General features: G+C 49.2%; 19 protein-coding genes and 1 pseudogene. 6 read left to right on the top strand and 14 right to left on the bottom strand.

Translation table 11 applies throughout. The features are described 5' to 3' along the window. Window positions 1-15 precede the first annotated feature (15 nt). The 3 genes from RT717_RS17850 to RT717_RS17840 are packed head-to-tail and all read right to left on the bottom strand — an operon-like array spanning window position 16 to window position 3,519. Window positions 16-663, bottom strand: a complete 648-nt coding sequence (locus RT717_RS17850; RefSeq protein WP_317487744.1) for a hypothetical protein — start codon at window positions 661-663, stop codon at window positions 16-18. After that, window positions 660-2,591: a peptidylprolyl isomerase gene (locus tag RT717_RS17845; protein ID WP_317487743.1), complete on the bottom strand. Its 1,932-nt coding sequence runs from the start codon at window positions 2,589-2,591 to the stop codon at window positions 660-662. The genes RT717_RS17850 and RT717_RS17845 overlap by 4 nt, the downstream gene beginning before the upstream one ends. A gap of 16 nt (window positions 2,592-2,607) precedes the next feature. After that, window positions 2,608-3,519 (bottom strand): PhzF family phenazine biosynthesis protein, encoded by a 912-nt coding sequence (locus RT717_RS17840; RefSeq protein WP_317487742.1) that lies wholly within the window; start codon window positions 3,517-3,519, stop codon window positions 2,608-2,610. A gap of 206 nt (window positions 3,520-3,725) precedes the next feature. Between RT717_RS17840 and RT717_RS17835 the strand changes: the two genes are divergently transcribed. Both RT717_RS17835 and RT717_RS17830 read left to right on the top strand, forming a co-directional pair. Beyond that, window positions 3,726-4,700: a polyprenyl synthetase family protein gene (locus RT717_RS17835; protein ID WP_317487741.1), complete on the top strand. Its 975-nt coding sequence runs from the start codon at window positions 3,726-3,728 to the stop codon at window positions 4,698-4,700. Between the two features lie 104 nt (window positions 4,701-4,804). Then, a complete protein-coding gene (locus RT717_RS17830) occupies window positions 4,805-5,383 on the top strand; it encodes a Uma2 family endonuclease (RefSeq protein ID WP_317487740.1) in 579 nt (192 codons plus the stop codon). A gap of 19 nt (window positions 5,384-5,402) precedes the next feature. Here the strand turns inward: RT717_RS17830 and RT717_RS17825 are convergent, their stop codons facing one another. Both RT717_RS17825 and RT717_RS17820 read right to left on the bottom strand, forming a co-directional pair. Then, on the bottom strand, window positions 5,403-7,199 hold the full coding sequence (locus RT717_RS17825) for a glycoside hydrolase family 9 protein (protein WP_317487739.1): 1,797 nt from the start codon (window positions 7,197-7,199) through the stop codon (window positions 5,403-5,405). Window positions 7,200-7,223: 24 nt separating this feature from the next. Continuing rightward, window positions 7,224-8,099 (bottom strand): polysaccharide deacetylase family protein, encoded by an 876-nt coding sequence (locus RT717_RS17820; protein WP_317487738.1) that lies wholly within the window; start codon window positions 8,097-8,099, stop codon window positions 7,224-7,226. Window positions 8,100-8,201: 102 nt separating this feature from the next. Between RT717_RS17820 and RT717_RS17815 the strand changes: the two genes are divergently transcribed. Beyond that, on the top strand, window positions 8,202-9,521 hold the full coding sequence (locus RT717_RS17815) for a Gfo/Idh/MocA family protein (protein ID WP_317487737.1): 1,320 nt from the start codon (window positions 8,202-8,204) through the stop codon (window positions 9,519-9,521). A gap of 7 nt (window positions 9,522-9,528) precedes the next feature. Here RT717_RS17815 and RT717_RS17810 read toward each other — a convergent pair whose 3' ends face one another. From RT717_RS17810 to RT717_RS17800, 3 genes are all read right to left on the bottom strand, one after another. Further along, window positions 9,529-10,119: a class I SAM-dependent methyltransferase gene (locus tag RT717_RS17810; protein WP_317487736.1), complete on the bottom strand. Its 591-nt coding sequence runs from the start codon at window positions 10,117-10,119 to the stop codon at window positions 9,529-9,531. Between the two features lie 48 nt (window positions 10,120-10,167). Then, window positions 10,168-11,673: a pyruvate kinase gene (locus tag RT717_RS17805; RefSeq protein ID WP_317487735.1), complete on the bottom strand. Its 1,506-nt coding sequence runs from the start codon at window positions 11,671-11,673 to the stop codon at window positions 10,168-10,170. Window positions 11,674-11,754: 81 nt separating this feature from the next. Beyond that, window positions 11,755-12,972: a TlpA family protein disulfide reductase gene (locus tag RT717_RS17800; RefSeq protein WP_317487734.1), complete on the bottom strand. Its 1,218-nt coding sequence runs from the start codon at window positions 12,970-12,972 to the stop codon at window positions 11,755-11,757. Window positions 12,973-12,993: 21 nt separating this feature from the next. Here RT717_RS17800 and RT717_RS17795 point away from each other — a divergent pair, with 21 nt between their 5' ends. After that, a complete protein-coding gene (locus RT717_RS17795; protein WP_317487733.1) occupies window positions 12,994-14,121 on the top strand; it encodes a CaiB/BaiF CoA transferase family protein in 1,128 nt (375 codons plus the stop codon). A gap of 166 nt (window positions 14,122-14,287) precedes the next feature. Here the strand turns inward: RT717_RS17795 and RT717_RS17790 are convergent, their stop codons facing one another. From RT717_RS17790 to RT717_RS17765, 6 genes are all read right to left on the bottom strand, one after another. Next, complete coding sequence (locus RT717_RS17790) at window positions 14,288-14,668, bottom strand: DoxX family protein (protein ID WP_317487732.1); 381 nt, start codon at window positions 14,666-14,668, stop codon at window positions 14,288-14,290. Between the two features lie 108 nt (window positions 14,669-14,776). Beyond that, window positions 14,777-15,280, bottom strand: coding sequence for an SRPBCC family protein (locus RT717_RS17785; RefSeq protein WP_317487731.1), 504 nt, complete (start codon window positions 15,278-15,280; stop codon window positions 14,777-14,779). Beyond that, window positions 15,277-15,603 carry an ArsR/SmtB family transcription factor gene (locus RT717_RS17780; protein ID WP_317487730.1) on the bottom strand — a complete coding sequence of 109 codons (327 nt, stop codon included), beginning with the start codon at window positions 15,601-15,603 and terminating at the stop codon, window positions 15,277-15,279. The genes RT717_RS17785 and RT717_RS17780 overlap by 4 nt, the downstream gene beginning before the upstream one ends. 162 nt (window positions 15,604-15,765) lie before the next feature. After that, window positions 15,766-16,032 (bottom strand): HepT-like ribonuclease domain-containing protein, encoded by a 267-nt coding sequence (locus RT717_RS17775; RefSeq protein ID WP_317492367.1) that lies wholly within the window; start codon window positions 16,030-16,032, stop codon window positions 15,766-15,768. Between the two features lie 59 nt (window positions 16,033-16,091). Continuing rightward, window positions 16,092-16,379, bottom strand: coding sequence for a nucleotidyltransferase family protein (locus RT717_RS17770; protein ID WP_317487729.1), 288 nt, complete (start codon window positions 16,377-16,379; stop codon window positions 16,092-16,094). 93 nt (window positions 16,380-16,472) lie between these two features. Beyond that, window positions 16,473-18,137 (bottom strand): calcineurin-like phosphoesterase family protein, encoded by a 1,665-nt coding sequence (locus tag RT717_RS17765; RefSeq protein ID WP_317487728.1) that lies wholly within the window; start codon window positions 18,135-18,137, stop codon window positions 16,473-16,475. Window positions 18,138-18,443: 306 nt separating this feature from the next. On the opposite strand from RT717_RS17765, the gene RT717_RS17760 reads away from it, so the two are divergent. Both RT717_RS17760 and RT717_RS17755 read left to right on the top strand, forming a co-directional pair. Next, complete coding sequence (locus RT717_RS17760; RefSeq protein ID WP_317487727.1) at window positions 18,444-20,903, top strand: glycoside hydrolase family 95 protein; 2,460 nt, start codon at window positions 18,444-18,446, stop codon at window positions 20,901-20,903. Between the two features lie 46 nt (window positions 20,904-20,949). Next, a pseudogene (locus RT717_RS17755) lies at window positions 20,950-21,795 on the top strand (alpha/beta hydrolase); the annotation flags it as partial. Window positions 21,796-21,821: the final 26 nt, after the last annotated feature.

Here is a 21,821-nt window from a genome sequence, read left to right as displayed (position 1 = left end):
AATGTATCAGATTCCTTATGTGCTATCGGAACGCTCAATGAAAGCGTCAGTGGGAACTGGCCCATCAACTTTTGCCCGGTAGTGCTTAACACCATCGTACTCGAAATGAAGCTCCATTGATAGTTTCATCAAGTCTACTACGTCACAATCGGCCTGGTTTGATGACATGTCTGGCAGAACGAGGTATAGGCTTCGGCTGTCACTTGGCGGGTCTTTTAGCAGATAGACAGGAAAGACGTGGGATACACCAAGCGCCATCCTTGGTATGAGATGATTATAGAAGCTAATGAATGCAGGCATCGCTTCGCCAATGCCGGGCAACATGATGTCGTAACGAATTTTATCTTCTTTAAGAGTGAGCACTTTTACTCCCACCAGCCCGTAATACATCAAACCCATGCCGCCAATGCCCAGCACAAGCAAAAGTGCTGCCCACTTGTTCCACGAAAAAAGCGTAATGAATGCAATACAGCTCAAAAGTCCGCCGCCAATAAGTGGCCCTAGCAGTTGCCTGTGATTGATTTCCAGCCGCATGATGGGTGTAAGAGCATACTTTTTGGATTTTCCCTTCCTGACAACCTCCAGGTAGGAAGCAAACAGGTTAAGATGATTTTTCTGGTCATCAGGATCAGCCAGTGGGCATGAGGCAATGGGTCTGCTCATGGCAGCTTGATGGAGGTGATGCGGTCGCCCACTTCAATTTTGTTGACCACGTCCATCCCTTTGGTTACTCGTCCGAAAATGGTATATACGCCGTCGAGGTGTGGGGTGGGAGAGTGCGTGATAAACCACTGTGAGCCCTCGGTGTCTTTGCCTGCGCTTGCCATGCCTACGTAGCCAGTGCCGTACTTTTGAGTCGAAAACTCCGACCTGATCACTCCATCCGAACTGCCGTAGCCATCGCCTCTTGGGCAGCCTGCCTGAATCACGAAGTTTGGTACCACCCGATGAAAAGTGAGGTTCTCGTAGAAACCACTGCGGGCCAGGCTGACGAAATTCTCGACAGAGCCAGGCGCCTCTTCCACCAGCAGTTCGATTTCTATAGCGCCCCTCGATGTTTCTATTGTGGCTTTTGTTCCCTTGCTAATTTCGCTCACCACATCCCAGGCGATTGGGTTCTGGTAAAGCTGCCCTGGGCTAATGCCTTCTCGCCCTTCATAGGCACTAATGGCGCTTTCCAGCGCCTGATAGGGTTCCAGATCCTCCGGAAGGTGCAGGCTGTCGAGTCCCTGGTACATAAACTGGATATTGCCCAGATAAGGTTGGAGCTTTGTTCTGAGCCTCGTTAGTGTTGAAGCAGCTACCGTCACCTTCCCTGCATCCCCCGAAAGAATGGCCTGCCTGAAATAGCCAATCAGCTCCGGTTGCTTGAAAACAGGGAACTGGGCAGACTGGTTTATCGTACTCAGCGCTTCCATAGCGCTTGTGCGAACAAACGGGTGGGGATCATTCAGCCGGTCGCCAAGAAAGACGCTGGCGTTGGGATAGTTTCCCAGCGCCTGTAAAACAAACCCTTTGTCGTATGGGTTGCTCACACCGCTATACATTTCCGACAGCTCTCTATAGGCATTGTAGCCATACAAGTTGCTTTCCAGCAGAGTGCCTAAAACAATGGCCCGGGTTCTGGGTATCACAATCTGATCGTTAATATCCCAGATCCATCGTTCCACTTCCCGGCCTTGCCATGAACTTATCACTTCACCAGCACTGACTGAGGTTTGATAATCTGTGCCTCTAAGTATTCCGAGGAGCGTCGATTCCACGATAGGAAAATGCTCCTGCTTAAGCCCCCTGATGAGGTTTACCCTGACCAGGGAGTTGCTCTCACTGTTGAGCTGGCTGTCGATAAAAAAAGCGATCGAATCATTGTTGGATTTTGCTAATGCCCTTGCGGCAGCCATTCTTACGGATGGAAGCGAGTCGTTGGCGGCACTGTTCTTCAGCATGCTTTCAAAATGTGCTATGCTTATCCCCCGCATTCTCGCAAAATAGTTGGCAGCAGCCAGCCTTGCCTGTTCAGGCAGGGAGTCGGCCAGGAGGACGCTGGCGGCCACAGTCAGCACCGAGTCACTAATACCCCCAACGCCAGCACGATAAATGCCCCAGGCCTTCCCAGCAACAGTGAGATCGTCGTTCGCTTCATAGTCAGCCAAAAAATGCATGTAATCGGTGCTGAGGCATTTGCCCAGTGCTTCCAAAAGATAGTACCTGACCAGGGGCTCCGTTTCGAGCGGCAGCCTGTTGGCCAGCGCCGACTGTGCACTTTTTCTTTTCATCTGGCCGATGGCAAAGGCTGCTGCTTTTCTCACTTCAATTTTGGGGTCTGACAAAAGCGGAAACAGGTAGGGAAGCCCAACAGTGTCTTGAGTAGAGGCGAACGCCATTGCCGCTTCTTCACGGTACACACTCTGCTGATGGGTGAGATAGGGAATCAAAGCCTCCGACTGCCTTCTGTCTTTAAAGTCGTATAGCTTCACCAGTTCCTGGTCAGCAAACTTATTGGGGAAGGTTTTGATGCGTTCTGATTCATTTTCAGAACATGACGTAAGAAAAACGATGGCAATAAAGAGCAGTGGAAAGTGGTTTTTCATGGGCTGGGTTTGATCCTTACGGCAAAAATAGTTGACCCTGGCCCATAAACACGCAGTAGCCACCGACTTTTACCTGAGTGATAGCTATTTCGGATCTTTCTATTTCGAGATACAGCTTACTGGGCCTGCCCATTTCGTAACCCTGCTCGCTGATGATCTTTGTTTTTTTTCCGGTATTCCTAAGCTTATGCTGTACCAGGTAGCAGCCCAGTGGCCCATTGGCCGAGCCTGTAGCTGGGTCTTCCACAATGCCAGCTTCAGGGGCAAACATGCGACCGTGCACGTGCGACTCGATATCATCTCCTCCCATGGCGAAGGGATAGATCCAGCCTGGGTCGTATTTTTCTACCACCTTTTCCCAAACATCTGTCCTGAACTTGATTTTTCTCACTGCTTCCAGCGATTTCAAAGGTGTGATCAGATAGGGCACGCCGCATGAAATAGTTTGTGGGAAATAATTCGGCAGGAAGTCACTTTCCCGGAGCGATAAAAGTTCTGCAAGGAGTGGGATATCGTGCAGTGTTTCTCCAAAAGTGGGGAGCGGCTGCGTCATCACAAGCATTTCAGGGGCGCCGTTCTGAATATCAATATCCACCCGGATCGTGCCCACCTTCTCTTCAAGAAACACGGTGAGGATTTTGTCCTCTGGTTTGTAGTCAATGTCTCTTGCGATAACGAAGGCAGTGCCCAGCGTAGGGTGCCCAGCGAACGGCAACTCCTGACCCGGGGTAAATATGCGCACCCGGGCATTGTGGTCTTCATTTTCAGGAGAGTAGATGAAAGTGGTTTCTGAAAGATTAAACTCTCTGGCAATCTGAGCCATTTCTTCTTCTCTAACGAGGTCGCCTTTGGATACTACCGCCAGCTGATTGCCGCCAAATGGCGACTGCGTAAATACATCTACAAGGAAATAAGGTATTCGACGCATAGGTATTGTTTTTTTTAAGGGCTACGGAAGAAAATATCACCTAACCTCGAAGTTTTTGCTGAATTGATCAAATCAAACTTTCCGGGTGGCAAATAAAAGGTGAATTTTGTTGCCCTGGCTGAAACTATAGCCTTTATCAGAGGGTTTACCGCCGGGTAGTACTTTTGCAAAGCAGGTTTAACCTGTTATTATTGTGCCGCAAACATATGAAGCTTCAACTAGAAGATATCCAGGCGCCTATTGCGCAAGAAATGACTGAATTCGAGAAGAAATTCCGACACTCCATGAAGAGTAATGTCATGTTGCTGGATAAAATAATGACCTATATAGTGAAGCGGAAGGGCAAGCAGATGCGGCCTATGTTTGTGTTTCTCAGCGCAGGCGTTTACGGCCCAATCACCGACGCCACTTACCGGGGCGCTTCTCTGATTGAACTGCTTCACACCGCTACGCTGGTGCACGACGATGTAGTGGACGATGCCAATTACCGGAGAGGTTTCTTTTCTATCAATGCGCTCTGGAAAAACAAAATTGCAGTGTTGGTGGGTGATTTTTTGCTGTCGAGGGGGCTTTTACTCTCGGTTGACAATGGTGATTTCGACTTATTGAAAATCGTTTCCGAAGCAGTGAAGGAAATGAGTGAAGGCGAGTTGCTGCAAATGGAGAAGGCCAGAAAGCTGGATATCTCAGAAGAAGTTTACTATGATATCATCAGGCAAAAGACTGCCAGTTTAATCACCAGCTGCTGTAAAGTGGGCGTAGCTTCCGTCGGGGCCGATAAGGCTTCTATTGACCGAATGGGCATGTTCGGGGAAAAAATTGGTTTGGCTTTTCAGATCAAGGACGACCTTTTTGACTATGGTGCTGACGAAATTGGTAAGCCGCTAGGTATTGACATCAAAGAAAAGAAGCTGACCCTGCCACTGATTTATGCTTTGCGTGAGGCCAGTCCCGCCGATAGAAAGCGCATCCTCAGCATTATCCGGCACGACAGCGATAAGCCCAAAAAGCGAACGGAAGTCATTGACTATGTGAAGCAATCTGGTGGGCTCGATTACGCCAGAGATGCCATGGAGCGCCACTATCAGGAGGCACTCGTTATTCTTGATGAGTTTAAGGACTCCGTTTATAAAACTTCGCTGAAGCAGTTGGTACAGTATACCATTGAGAGGACGAAGTAATACATCCGTACCTTGCTCATTGCTCTGGTAAAGAGCCCGTCTCCAGGTGGCCATCTTTCAAATTAATTCTTTAACTTTATTAAGCTGAATCAAAATCGAGACACATGGTTCATGAACTGAATACACAGTCATTAGGGAAATTCACAGAGGCGGAGTTTCAGAACTTTTGCATGGACAACCGACATTTGCGAATCGAGCGAGACGCAGAAGGAAATATTATTATTATGTCACCGACCTATAGCGAAACAGGTTTTTACAATTCCAATCTACTAATCGAATTTGGTGCATGGAACAAAAAGTCAAAAGCGGGTTATGTCTTTGACTCATCCACGGGATTTACCCTACCCAATTCAGCTGTTCGCTCTCCGGACGTTAGCCTTATTTTAAAAGACAAGTGGGAAGCGCTGGCAAAGGAGGAAAAAAAGAAGTTCGCTCACGTGTGTCCCGATTTTGTTATCGAGATTGTTTCTGCCTCTGACAACCTGAAGCAGGTTCAATCAAAAATGAACGAGTGGATCAGCCAGGGAGCTTCCCTCGGTTGGCTCATCGACTTTGACAATCAAAGGGTTTGGGTTTACTCAACCGGCGGCAATACAAGTGAGCATCCCTTTGATCAGCCGTTGGCAGGCACAGGGCCAATTGATGGCTTTACAGTGAATTTGCCTGAGATAATAAAAGGCTGATTGACGCTTCATTGCCTTCCTACCTATCCACCCCAAAATAAGCCATCATCAAAACAGCTCCAGCCGTTCCATCCATGGTCGGTTCGTTGGTGGAGTAGTCGCCAATGTCGTCGTGGTACACAACGAAAGGGTTCTGAAAAGCAGCGAATTCGTCGGGTTCTGAAAGCTCCACAGCCAGCATTTTATAGTAAATGCTGCCAAATAGCGGCCCGTCCACCAGCCCACCAGGCACTTCTTTTTTTGTCATCGCCCATACGCTGGTGTGCACATCCACTGGGTATTCTCCGCCCTCTGGCATGCCGGTGAACATGGTGGTGCCCCATGGGTTCCGACCAAAAAGCCAGTCTCGCTGCGCCACCAGATAGCCGTGGTATTGCAGGTCGCCTGTCATTTTCTCGTAAAGAATGATTTGGGCTGCAAGACTTGTCAGCAGGTTGTTGGAACACCAGATAAAGGGGATGCCGATGTTGTAAGGGTTGCGGGCGGCTTTCTTAAGTGTAAAGTCAATCCCCGCCCGGTAATAGCCGGCCAGTGTATCCTGGAAGGCTGGTTCCACCACCTCATAAAGGGCATAGTGCCCCAGGTTGATGAAAGGATAATATTGATAGTGAGCTGCCGTGTCGAGCACTGTCCATCCTTCGGTGCCAGCTAAACGAGCATACTTTTTTGCGTCTTCCAGGTAGGCCCTTTCGCCCGTGGTTTTATACAGCTCGGCCGCTCCCCACTCCATGTCGTCTGTCCAGGTTTGCTCGGTGTAGCGATAGGGAGCACCGTATGAATTACCCTGCTGAAAACCTTCCTTTGCTTTTCCCAGGGCATACAACGATTTGGCCGCTTCCAGACAATCGGAGGCAAATGATTCCTCTTTCAAGTCGTTCTTCCAAATACGGGCACCCAGTGCCAGAGCAGCGGCTGATCTTCCCGCAAGATTGGCCACCCCGGTTGCCTCACTTTTATACTTCATCAGGCCCTGAGGCTCTCCTGTTGCGAAATAGGCCACCCGATAGCTATTTGGCCCCCAGCCATAATCCGAAGGATCATTGTCGGGGATTTTCCAGCCTTTGTGGTCCCGGTCGTCGGCCACCTGGTGGATGAGTTGGTCAGGAACCGGATGCATTTTGAGGATCCAGTCGAGGCCCCATTTGGCTTCGTCGAGCACGTCGGCAAGCCCATTGCCACCGGTCTGACCAAGGGCGTTGGTGTCGTCAGCAAAGCGTTTCGGAAACAGCTCGTAGGCCAGTAGCATGTGGCCGGTGGCGTAGCTGCCTGTGATCAGGTACTTCAGCTGATCCCCGGCGTCGTGCCAGCCGCCGCTCACATCCACATAAGTGGAGTCTGGCATGGGGCCAAACATGCTGCGTCCGTCACGCTGGTGGCACACCATGTCGAGGAAGGGGTTGTAGCCGCAGCGCTGCTGACGCATGAAGGTGAGCAGGGGTTCGGTTTGCCCGCTGTAGGCCTTATCTGAAATGGTGAACTGGCGGGAGGCCGTTTTACTTTTCTGCCCTACCAGCTTGTAGGTACCTTCTTTGGTGATGGAGGTGAAGTCCAGTGCATAGTAATAGCTGAAAGTGCCCCAACCTTTGGCTTTTGACTTGATTGGTTTTACTACGGCCGAAGGTGAGCCAGTATTGGCATCCACTAATTGAAAAGTCTCCTTTACCGGCGAATTGGAAAAGACGATGGCCACTTTGCTTTCATTTGGTAAGTAGCCGATTTGGTTGATGCGAATATATGTTGGCTCTGCCTCTGGAGAGAAGCCTGAACCAGTTGGGAGCAGGGAGGAAAGAAGTAATTGAAGATAGATAATGGTCATATTGGGTGCATGGTAAAGTCAAACTTAGTTGGAATCTATTAAAATTTGCGGTTGCGCCATCTCATTAATAGACAGCAGGTCAACAAGTGATTTGAACTCATACCCTTTCGACCTCAAGTCGACAATCAGCTCCTCCAGCCTCATATAAAACTTGTCTGTTCTTTCCGGTGCAGTGCCAATGTGTGCAAGCAGCAAAAAGCCATTGAGACCTGCCGGGTCTTTTTGCTCATGGTCGAGGATGCTATCGTAGATGACGTTACTGCTTCGGTAGTTGGGCATGTCGGGTGTGGTGTAGTCCGCATTGGATCTGGTGCCGCTCGTGAAGTTGATGAGTTGGTGGCCCCATTGTCTCGTCCATTTGCTAATGCTGTCGTTGTACCATTCGTAGGGAGGCAGAAAATAAGGGGCGTCGGCTTTTTCGATGCCAAAGTGCTCCATTTCAGCATAGTTGCCCTCCAGGTCTTCCAAAAATTGCTCCTTTGTCACCAGCAGGCTATCACGATTTTCCCAGGTGCAGTAGAGCAGGTGACGGTTTGAGTGGGCACCCAGGTAGTGGCCCTGTTCCTTCAACTTCATGATAGCGCCTGCAAATGCCTCGTTTCTGTAGAAGTTACCGGTAAAGAAGAAGGCACCTTTCACATGCTGACGATCCAGTACGTCCAAAATGTGGCCAGCACCGTCGGCAAATTCGTCGCCGGTGAAAACCAGTGTTAACGTTTTTTGCGTGGTATCAGCACGAACAACTCCGCCCTGGATGCATGGGAAAGTCAGGCAGAGGTCTCCGCTGTCTTTTGCTTTCTGTCGCTCACTGCACCCAAAGATGAGCCAGAGCAGCAGGATGATGGCAATGAACAGGATGGACTTTTTGATCTTCGCTTTGTTTAATGCCTCGTCCGACATTTACGCTCATTAGACAGTTGGTGATTGTTTCAAATCTACATTTCTGCTTTCATAATGGAAAATATCCTTTTAGCTTGGAAGGAGATACATACCTACACCCTTATGACTACCAACAGACGCACCTTCGTAAAGCACACCACTTTTGGGTTGGGCGCTTTGACTATTCTCCCATCAGCAGTTTTAGCCGGACGCAGAAAGGCCGCTCCCAGTGATATTGTTAATGTCGGCCTGATTGGCTGTCGGGGCCAGGGCTACTGGATTCTTGAAAACCACATGAACAACGCCGATGCGCAGTGTGTGGCGCTTTGCGATGTGGATGCCAACGTGCTCAACGACAAGGCGGCTCAGGTAGAGAAGAAACAGGGCAAGAAGCCGAAGCTTTACGCCGACTACCGAGACCTGCTGGCAGATAAAGATATTGATGCTGTGATCATTGGCACACCTGATCACTGGCATTGCCTGCCTTTTGTAGAAGCGTTGCAAGTCGGCAAAGATGTGTATGTGGAAAAACCCCTCGCCAATAGTATTGGAGAAATAGAGATGATGACGGCTGCTGCCAAAAGATACAGCAAGCAGGTGGTGCAGGTTGGCCAGCAGCAGCGCAGTGGCACCCACTGGGCCGACATTATGGCCATGGTGCATAATGGAAAGCTGGGCAAACTTCGCAAGATCAAGGTGTGGGGTAATTTCGGGTATGGCATTGGTCAACTCATGGTGCCTGATGAGCCTGTGCCTGCTGGTGTTGACTTCAACTTTTGGCTAGGGCCGGCACCTGATCGCACATTCAACCCCACCCGATTTCATGGTTCATGGCGTATGTTCTGGGACTACGGTGGGGGCCTGATGACCGACTGGGGCGTGCATTTGCTCGATATGGCCCTTTGGGCTGGCAAGATCGACTACATGCCTGCCACGGTGAGTTCGGTTGGAGGCAATCTTTCCTTTGCCGATTACAACCACGAAACACCTGATACCCTTTCTGTTGTGTACCAAATGAAGGACTTTGTGCTGACCTGGGATCACACGGCGGGCATCCAGAGCGGGCCTTACAACAAGCCCTATGGCCTGGCTATTCAAGGCGACGATGCTACCATAGTTGCCAACAGAGAATTCTGGGAGCTAAAGCCGGAAAACAGAAACGGGAGCCCAACCATGGAGCCGATACTTTTTGAAAAGGGGAAAAATTACCACCCAGAGCATGTGCGCAATTTTCTCGACTGCATCAAAAGTCGTGGCACCACCAAATGCACGATTGAAATGGGCCGAATGGCGGGCATTTACGCCCATTTGGGTAACCTCTCGCTGCGTGGATCTGGCCCCGTTACCTACGATGAAACCAAGCGGCAGATTGTGAACAACAAAGCGGCCAATGCGCTGGTGTTTCCGAACTACAGGAAGCCGTGGGTGTTGCCGAAGGTTTAAGTTGGTTTTACTTCTTCCTCCCGAAAACCTGAATCACCGATGACTTTCCGTTGTGGTACTCACCTTCGTTGATTTCTCTTTCAGTTTGGTGTAACACTTCGAGATCCCACGAGGAACCGAGCATCGTTTCAAGCTCATTGAGCGTGTAGAGCATAGATATTTCCTTTGGTCCACCTGTGCCATAGCCGAACTGGTCGGTACTGTAAACTTCCATCAGCAGGAAGCCACTAGGTTTCAGGCCGCCATGGAGTTGACTCAGCACATGGGTTCTCACAGAAGGGGGGAAGTGACCAAAAATGCAGACGATCCCGTCCCATGCTTCGCTGCCAATCTGGTATTCGCCTAAGTCAACTTGCAGTGTTGCAACTGCCACCCCTTTTTCCTTAGCCAGCTCCATTGTGCGCTCCAAACCCACCGACGACAGATCGGTTGCCGTAACTTCGTAGCCCAGGCCAGCCAGGTATACGGCATTTCGGCCCTGTCCCTCTGCTAGACAAAGCACCTTGCCGGAGCCTTTCTCAGCTATTTGTTGTTTCAGGAAATCGTTGGGCTCTTTGCCGTAGGCAAATTCAGTTTTGGCGTACCTTTCGTTCCACATAATTTTTATTTTTTCGGGTAACCCTTCTATCAACCAGAAGTAGCCTTATTAAGTATTTTCTGAAGCGGTTAGTTCTTGGAGAAGCTCCCTTTCTTTAAAGAAATGCTGCGCCACTGATAATGGCCTGAATAAGTGTCTTCGTTTGGTGCGGTGCCCGCCGCTTCTGCTCAATATGTCTTTCAGGAACCGGATCACCTCTACGGTGTGCAATCCCTTGTTGATCATCACGCATTCGGCCATGGCTGATCGGGCAGCGTCGGTCGCTTCTGAACGGGTCGCAATACCAGTTTTGTTCAATGTTTCCAGCACCTGCGTGGCCCAAATGACCGGCACGTGAGCCGCCTCACAAATCCACAGAATTTCTTCCTGCAACTCACTCATCCGCTCAAACCCCACTTCCACTGCCAGGTCGCCCCTGGCAATCATTACCCCCATGGTGTTTCGGGTCATTCCCTGCAACAGCAGTTCAGGTAGGTTGACAAACGCTTCGGGGGTTTCTATTTTGATGATGATGTGAGGAGGACTTTCGCTTAGGTCTGTTAGACTGCTTTGAAGCACTTTCAAATCGTCTTTTGTTCGCACAAAGGAGTAACCTACCAAGTCGGCTTCCTGGCAAATGTAAGGCAATGCCTTTTTATCTTCTTTTGTTAGGCTCACAATCTCGAGCTGCGCATTCGGAAAGTTAATGCCCTTGCCGGCTTTCAAATGGGGCTTGGTGCCTGAAACTCTGTCAATTTCAAGGTGAGCCTCGTTGCCCTTTACTTTCACCACTGTTGTGCAGATAAGTCCATCATCAAAAAGCACTTTCTGCCCGGGTTTCAATTGTGCGATAATACCCCTTACGCTACAGCTCACGACCCGCTCTTTTTCGCCGACCTCGTACTCGGGCTCCACAAGTTTCAGTGTTTGTCCTTCCGCTATCTTCAACCGCTTTTTGTCCTTTCCTTTGCCAGGAAGTCCTGTACGCAATTTGGGCCCGGCAAGGTCCATATAAATCCGACAGCCTTTTCCCGTCTCAGCCATAGCCTGTTTTAAAGTAGAAACCAGCAAATCCCATGTTGCTTCATCATCATGGGCGCAATTGATTCTGGCTACGTCCATTCCCTGCTCCAAAAACTGAGACACCAACCCAACATCCCCAGCCATTCGAGCATCCAGCGTCACCATAATAAAAGGGATTTCGTTGCTGGGGCGCTGACCAAACAAGTGCATGGATTGCCTCTGCGCAATGGCCCGGGCGGCTGCCGGATCTATGTCACCCGGGTGACCATCGTAAGGTTTCCTATTCAGCCACTGAATGACCGAGCGAAGCTGGTGCAGGGTGTGGCTTTCAGAATTGGAAAGTGAAGAAAGCCCCAAATAATGAAGTTTGTCTTGCAAAGGCCGGAGATCCGCTTTCCGAAGGGTCAGGTAGTGAATAAGGTTCAGCGCTGAGGCTTTATTGGAGGGGTAAACTTGCTCAATCAGGTCGCTATAGACTCTTGCTTCATGTGCGAGTGCAGTTTCCAGCTGCTGAAGTTGAGCCAGTATTGTATCATCTACTTCGGGTATCATGGTTGTTTTTTTGTTCACCGAAGGTATCGTGCAAAAAAACCTCAAACCATGACAACCTCCGTCCCGTCAGTGTGACTTTTGTCAGCGATTTTCCAGCACGCTTTGAACAATCGCCTCAAAGTCTTCTTTGAAGACTTCGTAGTACTCTCCCGTGGCAGGTCCGTTGAAAAAGCCATAGGTTCTCACAGGCTTGTGATCTTTGTCCAAAATGATGAGGGTAGGATAGGCATTTACCCGGCTGAGGGTAGGAAACATCATGGAAGCAGAAGCTTTGTCCGCTTTGCCGCCGAAAGCTAATTTTGCATCTGACGTCATAAATGTTCGCCAGTTTTCCAGGCGTTCTCTGGCATAAGGCAGGTCGTCTCTGGTTTCAAAGCTCAGGCCTACCCATTCAAACCTGGCATCAGGATGGGCCTGGAGCCAATCATCGATAAAGTTTGACAAGTCCATGCTATTGGAGCACCAGGTGCCAAATATTTGCAAAAGGATGGGTTTGCCTTTCAGTGCGGGGTCATTGTGGGTAATTGTTCTCCCGTCCAGTCCTTTCAAAGAAAACTCAAATGGCTGGTCTTTTTTACTGTAGGCGACGTTGGTAAAATCAGGGATTTCGGCGGAGGCATCCTTTGTGGCAGACCAGCCCTCTTTATAATTTTTGCCATATAGCCAAAGTCCGACCAGCTTGCCGGGCCCCAGCAGGCTGGCCTGAAAGATGAAGTCGTGTGCACCGTCGAAAGTGCTGAGGTAGAGGTTTTTTCCTTTTACATTACCCTGCAAATAGCGGAAATCCCCGGTGGCAGTAAGGATGGTGCCCCATATGCGGTTGGCTTCCTGCTTAAAAAGCCCAATGGAAGTAATGCTGTCGTCCTCCGAGGTAAAATTGATGGCCCACCTGCCCGAAAAGTCGGTGACCGGCTCATCGCTGTCTGGAAAAAAGCGGTACTCAAGACCATAGTCAGCTTTGAAGGTTTCTTTGTAGTCTTCTGAGTAGTTTTTTACAAAGACCCCTTCCAGGTGGTCACCCTGAAAAGCAGCGACAATATAGGAATCGAAAAGGTTCATCGGAAGGTAAATGGAATCTTGCTTCACTTTGCTGTCTCTGATGAGCAGCCGCTCCTCAGCATTTAGCAAATACACCCTCCAAATATTATCCTCCAGCTTCATTTCAAAGTTGAAAGGCAGCTGCATACCCTGCATGTCGAGCGTACCCCTCCAAATGCCTTCCTGTGGCTGGGCATATGCCGCCAGGCAAGAAAAAAGCGCTATCATAAGTATGCTCAAAAACCTGTCTATCTTTGCCATTGTCTTATTTCTACTCATAACGTGCAAAGTACAGCAATCTTTTCCGACCTCAAAGTTATTGAGCTGGCCTCAGTGTTGGCAGGCCCTAGTGTAGGGCAGTTTTTTGCAGAATTGGGCGCCGAGGTGATTAAAATAGAAAATCCGGAAACTGGCGGCGACGTCACCCGCAGCTGGAAGCTGGCCTCTGAGGCTTCCGATTCGGATATGTCGGCGTACTTCATGTCTGTGAATGCTGGAAAGAAGTCGGTGCTGCTCAACTTGAAGAAGAGAGAAGACCTTGAAAGGCTTTATGACCTGGTGAAAACAGCCGACATTGTTATTGCAAGCTACAAACCGGGCGATGCGGAAAAGCTGGGGGTTAGCTATGTTGATTTGAAGGCGTTTAAGCCTGATCTTATTTATGGGCACATTACCGGCTTTGGTGCTGAAGAGAATAGGGTAGGCTACGACGCCATTGTGCAGGCGGAGAGCGGGTTTGTCTTCCTGAACGGGGAAAAGGACGGCAAGCCGCAAAAAATGCCCGTGGCGCTGACTGACGTACTGGCCGGCCATCATTTAAAGGAAGGCTTGCTGCTGGCTCTGATCAAAAGGATGCGAACTGGCGAAGGGAGTTATGTCACCGTGTCTTTAATAGAGGCCGCTATTTCCTCCCTGGTCAACCAGGCTACTAACTGGCTCGTAGCTGGGCAGGTGCCGCAGCGCATGGGCTCGGAGCATCCCAATATTGTGCCTTATGGCAATATCTTTAAAGCGGCTGATGGTCAGTGGCTCATGATCGCTGTTGGATCGGATAAGCAATTTAAGTCGCTTTGCAGCATCCTTGATCTAGCAGGCCTGGCGATAAAGCCGGAATTCGCCACCAACGCCGCCAGGGTGAAAAACAGGGAGTTGCTAAAGCCCATGCTTGAGAGCGCTTTTTCGTTGTTTGGCATTGATCAGCTATGCTCCGCCTTCCTTATCGCCGACATCCCTTACGGCCGGGTCAATACCATGGATCAGGTGTTTGCCACACCCCAGGGTAAGGCCATGGTGCTGCACACTTTGCGAAATGGACTAACCCAAAGCGGATTGAGCCAGGTGGCCTTTAAAATGGGAGATGGGGTGATGGCTGTGGAGGTGAAGGCTGCTCCGGGGCTGGGGGAGGGGTGATGCAATACTCGATTTTTCATTAGCGATTTCAATTAGTAGCGGAAGCCTGTTGAGTTGCTTGCTTAACAAACAATGTCACGGAAACTTTCTGTCCCAAAATTCACTCTGGTTGTATTGGGAACGGTTAGATCGCAAATGACAGATCCGCCACTTCAAAGCCTGCTGCTTACTTAGCAGTTAGTTTGTGATGGTAAACGTACGATAAGGTTCCCAACCCGAAAGGCACCAGCATCACAAGCATTTGCGGATCAAAGCCACCTACAGAGAGTCCGCTATACACTGCCCCAGCTAAATCGAAGAAAAGGCCAGCATAGGCCCATTCTTTGATCCTTGGAAAGCCAGGGACGAGTATGGCGATCACCCCCAAAAGTTTTGCAACCCCTATGAAGGGCAACATGTAGGGTGGATACCCAAGCATTTTAAAAATATCAACCCACTCCGGCGTGGACATGATGTTGGGGATGGCTGATGACAACATGAAGGCGCTGAAAAGCCCCGTCGCTATCCAAAAAATTATTCGATCCCGTTTTGAAGATGAATTTGTCATGGTGTTTTGATTTTCGCAGTTAATGATAGGTATTTTCTTTCAATTTCCGTTTCAATTGCCCCTGATTGGAGCAGCTATTTCAACTTTAGTCGCTGGGGTTTTCATCTTCTATCCTTTTTGCTGTAAACCAGCCAATACCTTATCCAGATTGTCTATCGACATCTTGAATCCTTCTGCAAAGCCCATTTCAACCATCCGTTCCATGCGCTCACGGGACTCGTTATAGATAGTGATGCTTACCACCGTTCGCTCCCCAAGCCCGCTAAACTTATAGTCCCATTCGGAACCCGGCATTTCAGCGTTTTCGTCTTTGTCGGCGAAGGTATTGTAAGTGGCGAAATGGGTTTTCGGGTTGATGGCAGTGAACTTCTGAATGGCCCATTTTTCGTGTCCTTCAGGGCTGACCATGGCATAGAATCTTCGCCCACCTACTTTGAAATCCATCACTTTGGTTCTGGCGGTGAACGGTTTAGGAGCTACCCACTGGTCGAGGATTTCTGCTTTCGTAAACGCATCCCAAACCAGCGACAATTCGGCATCAAATTCTCTTTTGATGTAGACCTTTTTGGCTTCCTTGTCTACAGTAAAATCGAGCGGTAAGTTGGTGTTCATTTTTTTTGGTTTTTAAGTATCGATAAAACATTATCCAGCTGACTGAATTGAATCTCCAGGTTGTTTTTGAACTGTTCCACCCAGTCGGTGATTTCGGTGATTTTGGTTGCGTTGATATGGTAATAAATCTCCCTGCCCGTCTTTTCTTGTTTCACCAGCTCACACTCGGTAAGAATTTGAATGTGCTTCGATACTGCCTGTCTGCTGGAACTGAACTCTTCTGCGATGGCATTGGGCGTCATTGCCTGGGCAGCTATCAACAGTAAGATAGCCCTGCGTGTTGGGTCTGCTACGGCCTGAAATACGTCTCTTCTCGTTTCCATGAGTGTCAATATGCAACTATATGATTGCAAGTATATATGCAATTAAGTAGTTGCGGAATTTTTTCGATAGATTTATTTTCCAGTGAGCCCTTGGGAAGAGAAAACGGTTGTAGTTAGGGGGTGGAAAGTAGGTATTAGCGAGAAAAAGTTTTGCCACCAGCGCTACTCTTTCAAACCTTTCAGTAGTTTGTTGAGGGTCGGGATATCCTCAGAAGCGGTTTTCCACACCACATTCAGGTCGACATCTATGTAATCGTGGATCAGCACGTCTCTCATTCCAGCCATGTCTGACCATGGAATGTTTGGGAATTTTGATCTGTATTCTTTCGATATCCTCTTTGTGGCTTCACCAATTATTTCTAGTTGGCGGACGATGGCATCTTGAGTTAAGAAGTCTTCGTCAAATGAATGCTGATCTTTTCCGTCAATTTAAATAAGGATTCTTTGGATGCTTTGAAGAATGTGGTCGATATAGACACTTTCATCTTTCATTTGAAGATTAGCTGTAGGTCTTTATAGATCGATTTTTTTAGCTTCTCGTTCTTGAGGGCGGCTTCTGTGAGGACGTCAACCTTCTTGCTTAACAATTGAGATAGTTCCCTGTGAATGCGGGCAAGATCCAGAAGACTTGGCGTTTTCTTAAATCGAACCAGTATGTCAATATCGCTGCTATCGGTATCCTCGTTTCTTGCATAGGACCCAAAAAGACCAATCCACTCCGGCTTATAGGGGCTGAGATAATCTACAATGGCAGTATTGATACCTTGTCTGGTCATTTGTCTCAAATATAAGCTATTTCTACTCAGAAAGTTAGCTAGTGCCACCCTGGTTTCTGCCTCATAAACCGACAAGAACATCGTAGATATCCATTATTTGTCATTCGTAATCTCAAAAGTGAAAGCCTCCTCATCTTCAAAACCAAACTCATCCACAGCCTTTACAACAGCCACGTGAATGCCCGGAGCCAGCTTAGGGAGTGGATACTGCCAGATATGGGAGGAGATGGCAGGGGCAGGGAAGGCGTCGTCTGTGTCTTTGTATTTTTGGTATTGATGTTCGGAAAAAGGGTCCGTGCGCTCGGCGTAAGTCATCGGCAGGGGGGGCTGGTCATCCAGCGACACGGTGACTTTGTCACGCTCGCCGCCATCAAAGAAGTTGACCACCAGTAACATATTGTCTGGTTGCGTTCCACGGTCAAGCCCGAGAGGATGAGTTTGTGATAAACTGTCGGAGTGGGAAAGCTGAGGGTCCAGCATAATTCTCAGCCTGTCGGTTGGGTCGCCGCCTGCCGGAATAAACTGGGGTTTCACCTTGTTGCCTTCAAAATAGAAGATATAGTAACCGTTGGGATTGCCGTCTTCCATGGTGGCCTGTCGCACACCCCGCTCATCTCTTGGGCCTGAATCCCAGCCGCTTCCCCTTACCTCCGCCAGTGTGTGGGCGATGAAAGGATAACCCTTCCAGCCATGGGTGTGATTGATCTCCACTTTCCAGCTATTGCTGGTATCATGGCCGGCAATGGTGTACACATACTGAAAGCGGCCGAGGATGCCTAACAGCTCTTTGAAATTATCGGTGTTGGTGGCTTTTTGAAAGGTTCGGTTGTCGGCGTAGGTCAGCAGTGGAATGTGGGTGATTACCATGATCAGCTTGTCGGTGGCTACGTCTTGCAGGTCGTTTTTGATCCATTCCATCTGGTCGGCATCAATATGTCCTTCGTATCCTTTGCCTCGCCCCTTGAAACCGATATTGTTCAGTGCCAGAAAATGCACCTGGCCATATTCGAATGAATAGTAGTCTGGGCCAAACACACTTCGGTAGGTCTGAGTAGAGTATTCATAGTTTGGCGACTCACGGTTGATGTCGTGGTTGCCAGGCACGTTCCACATGGGGACACCTATTTGTGACATCAGCCTATTGTGGCGTTCGTAGAGCTCAAGGTTGTCATTCACTACGTCTCCGGCGACCATTCCAAATTCAGCCCCATACGGGTTGCCGAAAAGCGCATCGATGATGTCTTTACGCATCATGTCGAGTTCCTCGTCGGTGGTGGTTTGCGGATCGGCAAAGCCCATCGCTTTGAAATTGTCAGGCACGGAGCCTTCCAGAAGGGGGAAATTGATCACTTTAGGCAGGTTGCCGGTGGGCTCAATGACCGACCATTTCCAGTCAGCTACAGCGGGTGTGCCTTTTGGATAATGGCGGTAATAAAATTGGGGCAGTTGCACTTCATTGAGCGGCACCCGATAGTTGGCAGGCTTCGAAATGAACAGGATGCTCTCCGCTGGCAGCTCAATTTCGTACTGGCCTTCGGCGTTGGTTTTCACCACGTCTACTCCGTTCGAAACTTTCACTCCCTCAATGCCTGTTTCACCAGTATCGAAAACGCCATTCTCATTAGCGTCCACATAGACTGTCCCTTTTGCTATGGAGGGTTGGGCGGCCAATTCGGTAAAGCCTGTGCCCGCCGATAGACAAATGGCCACGACAAGGCCGTAGCGTATTATTTTAAAATGAGGAAGTTGACGTTTCATAGAGGAAGTTGGTTAGGTATCGAAACAAATTATCCCTGGGCACCTGTCAAAGTTAGTGCATCGTCCCTGAAGTGGATGTTACGCTTTTATTATCAATATTGCTTCCTCACCAACCTTTTCAGGTTGTTATCCGACCTCCATCCCTCGGGCAGCGTTCCTGACAATCAGCAGAAAATACTTTCAAAAATAAGAGGTTCCCACGCCATCTTCTTCGCCAAAAGAAAAAAAGTGTTAATTTGACACTAATAATCATAAGCGACTCACGCACGTGGTTTTTTTTTTGCGCAGAAATTCAACTGGCACCCTATGAAAAAAGTATTGACTATTGTCCTCGCTTTGGTTTTTTCCTCCGGCTTCGCTCAGGATGCGGGGCTTAAACTTTGGTACAAAAGCCCCTCTGGTGATACCTGGGAAAATGCCCTCCCTGTAGGAAACGGCCGACTTGGAGCCATGGTGTATGGTAATGTGGAGAAGGAGACGATCCAACTCAACGAACACACGGTATGGAGCGGAGGCCCGAACAGAAATGACAATCCGTTGGCACTTGATGCTCTTCCCGAAATACGTCGTCTCATTTTTGAAGGCAAGCAAAAGGAGGCAGAGCAGCTGGCCAACAAAACTATTATTAGCAAAAAATCGCATGGGCAAATGTTTGAGCCGGTGGGTAACCTGCATCTGACCTTCGAGGGGCACGAAAACTTCACTAATTATTATCGTGAGCTAGACCTGGAAAGAGCCGTTGCGAAAACGTCTTATAGGGTGGGAGGTGTTACCTATACACGAGAAGTGCTGGCCTCTTTTCCCGACAGGGTGATTGTGATTCGGCTGACAGCCGACAAACCCAGGAGTATTTCATTCAAAGCTTCCTATTCCACCCTCCAGCCGAAAGCGACCATTCAAACAACACCAGACAAGGAGCTGGCAATTGCCGGCACCACCATTGACCATGAAGGAGTAGAAGGCAAAGTCAAGTTCAAAGGCATAACCAGTATCAAAGCCGACGGAGGCAGCTTATCACAAGATGATACGTCGCTAATAGTGACCGAGGCAGACGCCGCCACCATTTACATTTCCATAGCTTCTAACTTCAACAGCTACAAAGACATCAGTGGTGATGAAAATCAACGAGCCAGCTCTTACATGAAGGCAGCTTATCCAAAGTCGTTCGATTCAATACTGAAAGGTCATGTGAAAGCTTACCAAGCTTATTTTAACAGGGTGAAACTTGATCTGGGTACTACAGAAGCTGCTGAGTTGCCCACTGATGAACGCTTGAAAAACTTCAGCACGGCAAGCGACCCGCAATTCGCAAGCCTCTACTTTCAATACGGGCGCTACTTGCTGATATCGTCTTCGCAGCCTGGCGGTCAGCCGGCCAACCTTCAAGGCATATGGAACAACAAAATGAAGCCACCATGGGACAGCAAATACACGATTAACATCAATGCCGAAATGAACTACTGGCCGGCGGAAAAGACCAACCTGGCCGAACTGCACGAACCTTTCCTGCAAATGGTAAAGGAGCTGTCGGAAACAGGCAAGGAAACGGCAAAGGTGATGTACGGCGCCCGTGGCTGGATGGCTCATCACAATACCGATATCTGGCGCACCACCGGGGCGGTCGATGCTGCCTTTTGGGGAATGTGGGTGTCTGGTGGCGGCTGGACAAGCCAGCACCTTTGGGAACACTATCTCTACAATGGAGACAAGAAGTACCTGGCCACTGTCTATCCCGCCATGAAGGGTGCTGCAACATTTTACGTAGACTTTGTGGTCGAGCATCCTGAATATCACTGGCTGGTGGTGAATCCTGACATGTCGCCGGAGAATGCTCCGCTGGCACACCAGGGTTCGTCACTGGATGTCGGAACAACGATGACCAACCAAATCATGTTCGACGTATTCAGTTCGACGATGCAGGCCGCTGATATTTTAGGAAAAGATGCAGCATTTGTTGACACACTCAGGCAGGTGCGGAGCAGGCTGGCACCTATGCATGTGGGGCAGCATGGACAACTGCAGGAATGGCTGGAAGACATCGACGATCCGAACGACAAGCATCGCCATATTTCCCATTTGTACGGATTGTATCCGTCGAACCAGATTTCTCCCTACCGCACGCCCGAATTGTACAATGCCGCTACCACCACTCTGATCCATCGTGGGGATATTTCTACAGGCTGGAGCATGGGCTGGAAGGTGAACTGGTGGGCGAGATTACTGGATGGCAATCATGCGTATCAACTAATCCAAAATCAGCTCACACCAGTGGGCACCAACAACGGTGGGGGAGGTTCTTACAACAACCTTTTTGATGCGCATCCACCCTTCCAAATCGACGGCAATTTTGGATGCACGTCTGGTATTGCGGAGATGCTGATGCAAAGTGCCGACGGATCAGTGCACCTTTTGCCTGCCCTTCCAGACGTTTGGCCAAGCGGAAGTGTCAGCGGATTACGGGCAAGAGGAGGCTTTGAAATTGTGGACATGCAGTGGAAGGAGGGGAAGCTGGTGAAGCTGGTCGTTCAGTCGAACCTTGGCGGCAACCTTCGCCTGCGTGTGCCAAATGCTTTAAAGTTGTCGGATGGGAATTTGCTGGCGCAGGCATCAGGAAAAAATGAAAATCTGTTTTATCAAATAGATGAGATTTTAACACCGATCATCTCTTCTAAGGTTGAGGTGTTGCCACCGCAGCTGCGGGCTACGATTTTGTACGATCTGCCTACTCAGAAAGGCCAATTGTATAACATGGTTGCTGAAAAATGAGCGGAAGGCATCCTATGTATAAAAAGTGAACAGTTAAACCTACTTCATGAAACAACCAGTGATTCTCTTCGCAATATTAGTCCTTTGCCGTTGTGCCGTTGCACAGGAAACTATCAAACAGGTTCCGGCTGGCTTTGATGCAATACAGGCATCCATACCGCATGGGAAAATTGATTCTGTCATGTACCCCTCAAAAACGGTGGGTAACGACCGGCGGATGTTGATTTATACGCCGCCAGGATACTCAAAAAAGAAAAAGTACCCTGTTTTGTATCTACTGCATGGCATTGGCGGTGACGAAAAGGAGTGGTTGAATGGCGGGAGCCCTCAGGTAATTTTGGACAACCTCTACAAAGACAAGAAAGTGGAGCCTATGATTGTGGTGATGCCCAACGGCCGGGCCATGAAAGACGACCGTGCCGGGGGTAATGTGTTTGAACCGGCCAGGGTGGAGGCGTTTGCCACCTTTGAAAAAGACCTTCTCAAAGATCTCATTCCGTTTGTGGAAAAAAATTATCCTGTGCTAACTGACCGGGAGCACCGGGCCATAGCCGGACTCTCGATGGGAGGTGGCCAATCATTGAATTTTGGACTGGGCAATTTGGATAAATTTGCCTGGGTGGGTGGATTTTCGTCGGCGCCAAACACCAAAGCGCCAGAAGTGCTGGTGCCTGATCCGGAGGCTGCGAAAGCCAAACTGAAGCTGCTTTGGATTTCCTGCGGCGACAAAGACGACTTAATTAGTTTCAGCGAAAGAACGCACGACTACCTGGTGCAGCATGCTGTTCCGCACATCTACTATATCGAGCCAGGCGTTCATGATTTTAAGGTGTGGAAAAATGGCCTGTACCTGTTTTCTCAGCTGATCTTCAAGCCGGTGGACTTGTCCGCCTGGTGAACAATATATTTTATACCTAC

The sequence above is a fragment of the Imperialibacter roseus genome, assembly GCF_032999765.1.
GTDB lineage: Bacteria > Bacteroidota > Bacteroidia > Cytophagales > Cyclobacteriaceae > Imperialibacter > Imperialibacter roseus.
Note: the sequence above shows the minus strand (reverse complement) of the source record. Positions and strands in the feature narration are given on the sequence as shown.

Excerpts from the sequence above, each read along its gene's own strand:
- RT717_RS17850 (WP_317487744.1), bottom strand. The coding sequence starts at position 663 with ATGAGCAGACCCATTGCCTCATGCCCACTGGCTGATCCTGATGACCAG.
- RT717_RS17845 (WP_317487743.1), bottom strand. The coding sequence starts at position 2,591 with ATGAAAAACCACTTTCCACTGCTCTTTATTGCCATCGTTTTTCTTACG.
- RT717_RS17840 (WP_317487742.1), bottom strand. The coding sequence starts at position 3,519 with ATGCGTCGAATACCTTATTTCCTTGTAGATGTATTTACGCAGTCGCCA.
- RT717_RS17835 (WP_317487741.1), top strand. The coding sequence starts at position 3,726 with ATGAAGCTTCAACTAGAAGATATCCAGGCGCCTATTGCGCAAGAAATG.
- RT717_RS17830 (WP_317487740.1), top strand. The coding sequence starts at position 4,805 with ATGGTTCATGAACTGAATACACAGTCATTAGGGAAATTCACAGAGGCG.
- RT717_RS17825 (WP_317487739.1), bottom strand. The coding sequence starts at position 7,199 with ATGACCATTATCTATCTTCAATTACTTCTTTCCTCCCTGCTCCCAACT.
- RT717_RS17820 (WP_317487738.1), bottom strand. The coding sequence starts at position 8,099 with ATGTCGGACGAGGCATTAAACAAAGCGAAGATCAAAAAGTCCATCCTG.
- RT717_RS17815 (WP_317487737.1), top strand. The coding sequence starts at position 8,202 with ATGACTACCAACAGACGCACCTTCGTAAAGCACACCACTTTTGGGTTG.
- RT717_RS17810 (WP_317487736.1), bottom strand. The coding sequence starts at position 10,119 with ATGTGGAACGAAAGGTACGCCAAAACTGAATTTGCCTACGGCAAAGAG.
- RT717_RS17805 (WP_317487735.1), bottom strand. The coding sequence starts at position 11,673 with ATGATACCCGAAGTAGATGATACAATACTGGCTCAACTTCAGCAGCTG.
- RT717_RS17800 (WP_317487734.1), bottom strand. The coding sequence starts at position 12,972 with ATGGCAAAGATAGACAGGTTTTTGAGCATACTTATGATAGCGCTTTTT.
- RT717_RS17790 (WP_317487732.1), bottom strand. The coding sequence starts at position 14,668 with ATGACAAATTCATCTTCAAAACGGGATCGAATAATTTTTTGGATAGCG.
- RT717_RS17785 (WP_317487731.1), bottom strand. The coding sequence starts at position 15,280 with ATGAACACCAACTTACCGCTCGATTTTACTGTAGACAAGGAAGCCAAA.
- RT717_RS17780 (WP_317487730.1), bottom strand. The coding sequence starts at position 15,603 with ATGGAAACGAGAAGAGACGTATTTCAGGCCGTAGCAGACCCAACACGC.
- RT717_RS17770 (WP_317487729.1), bottom strand. The coding sequence starts at position 16,379 with ATGACCAGACAAGGTATCAATACTGCCATTGTAGATTATCTCAGCCCC.
- RT717_RS17765 (WP_317487728.1), bottom strand. The coding sequence starts at position 18,137 with ATGAAACGTCAACTTCCTCATTTTAAAATAATACGCTACGGCCTTGTC.
- RT717_RS17760 (WP_317487727.1), top strand. The coding sequence starts at position 18,444 with ATGAAAAAAGTATTGACTATTGTCCTCGCTTTGGTTTTTTCCTCCGGC.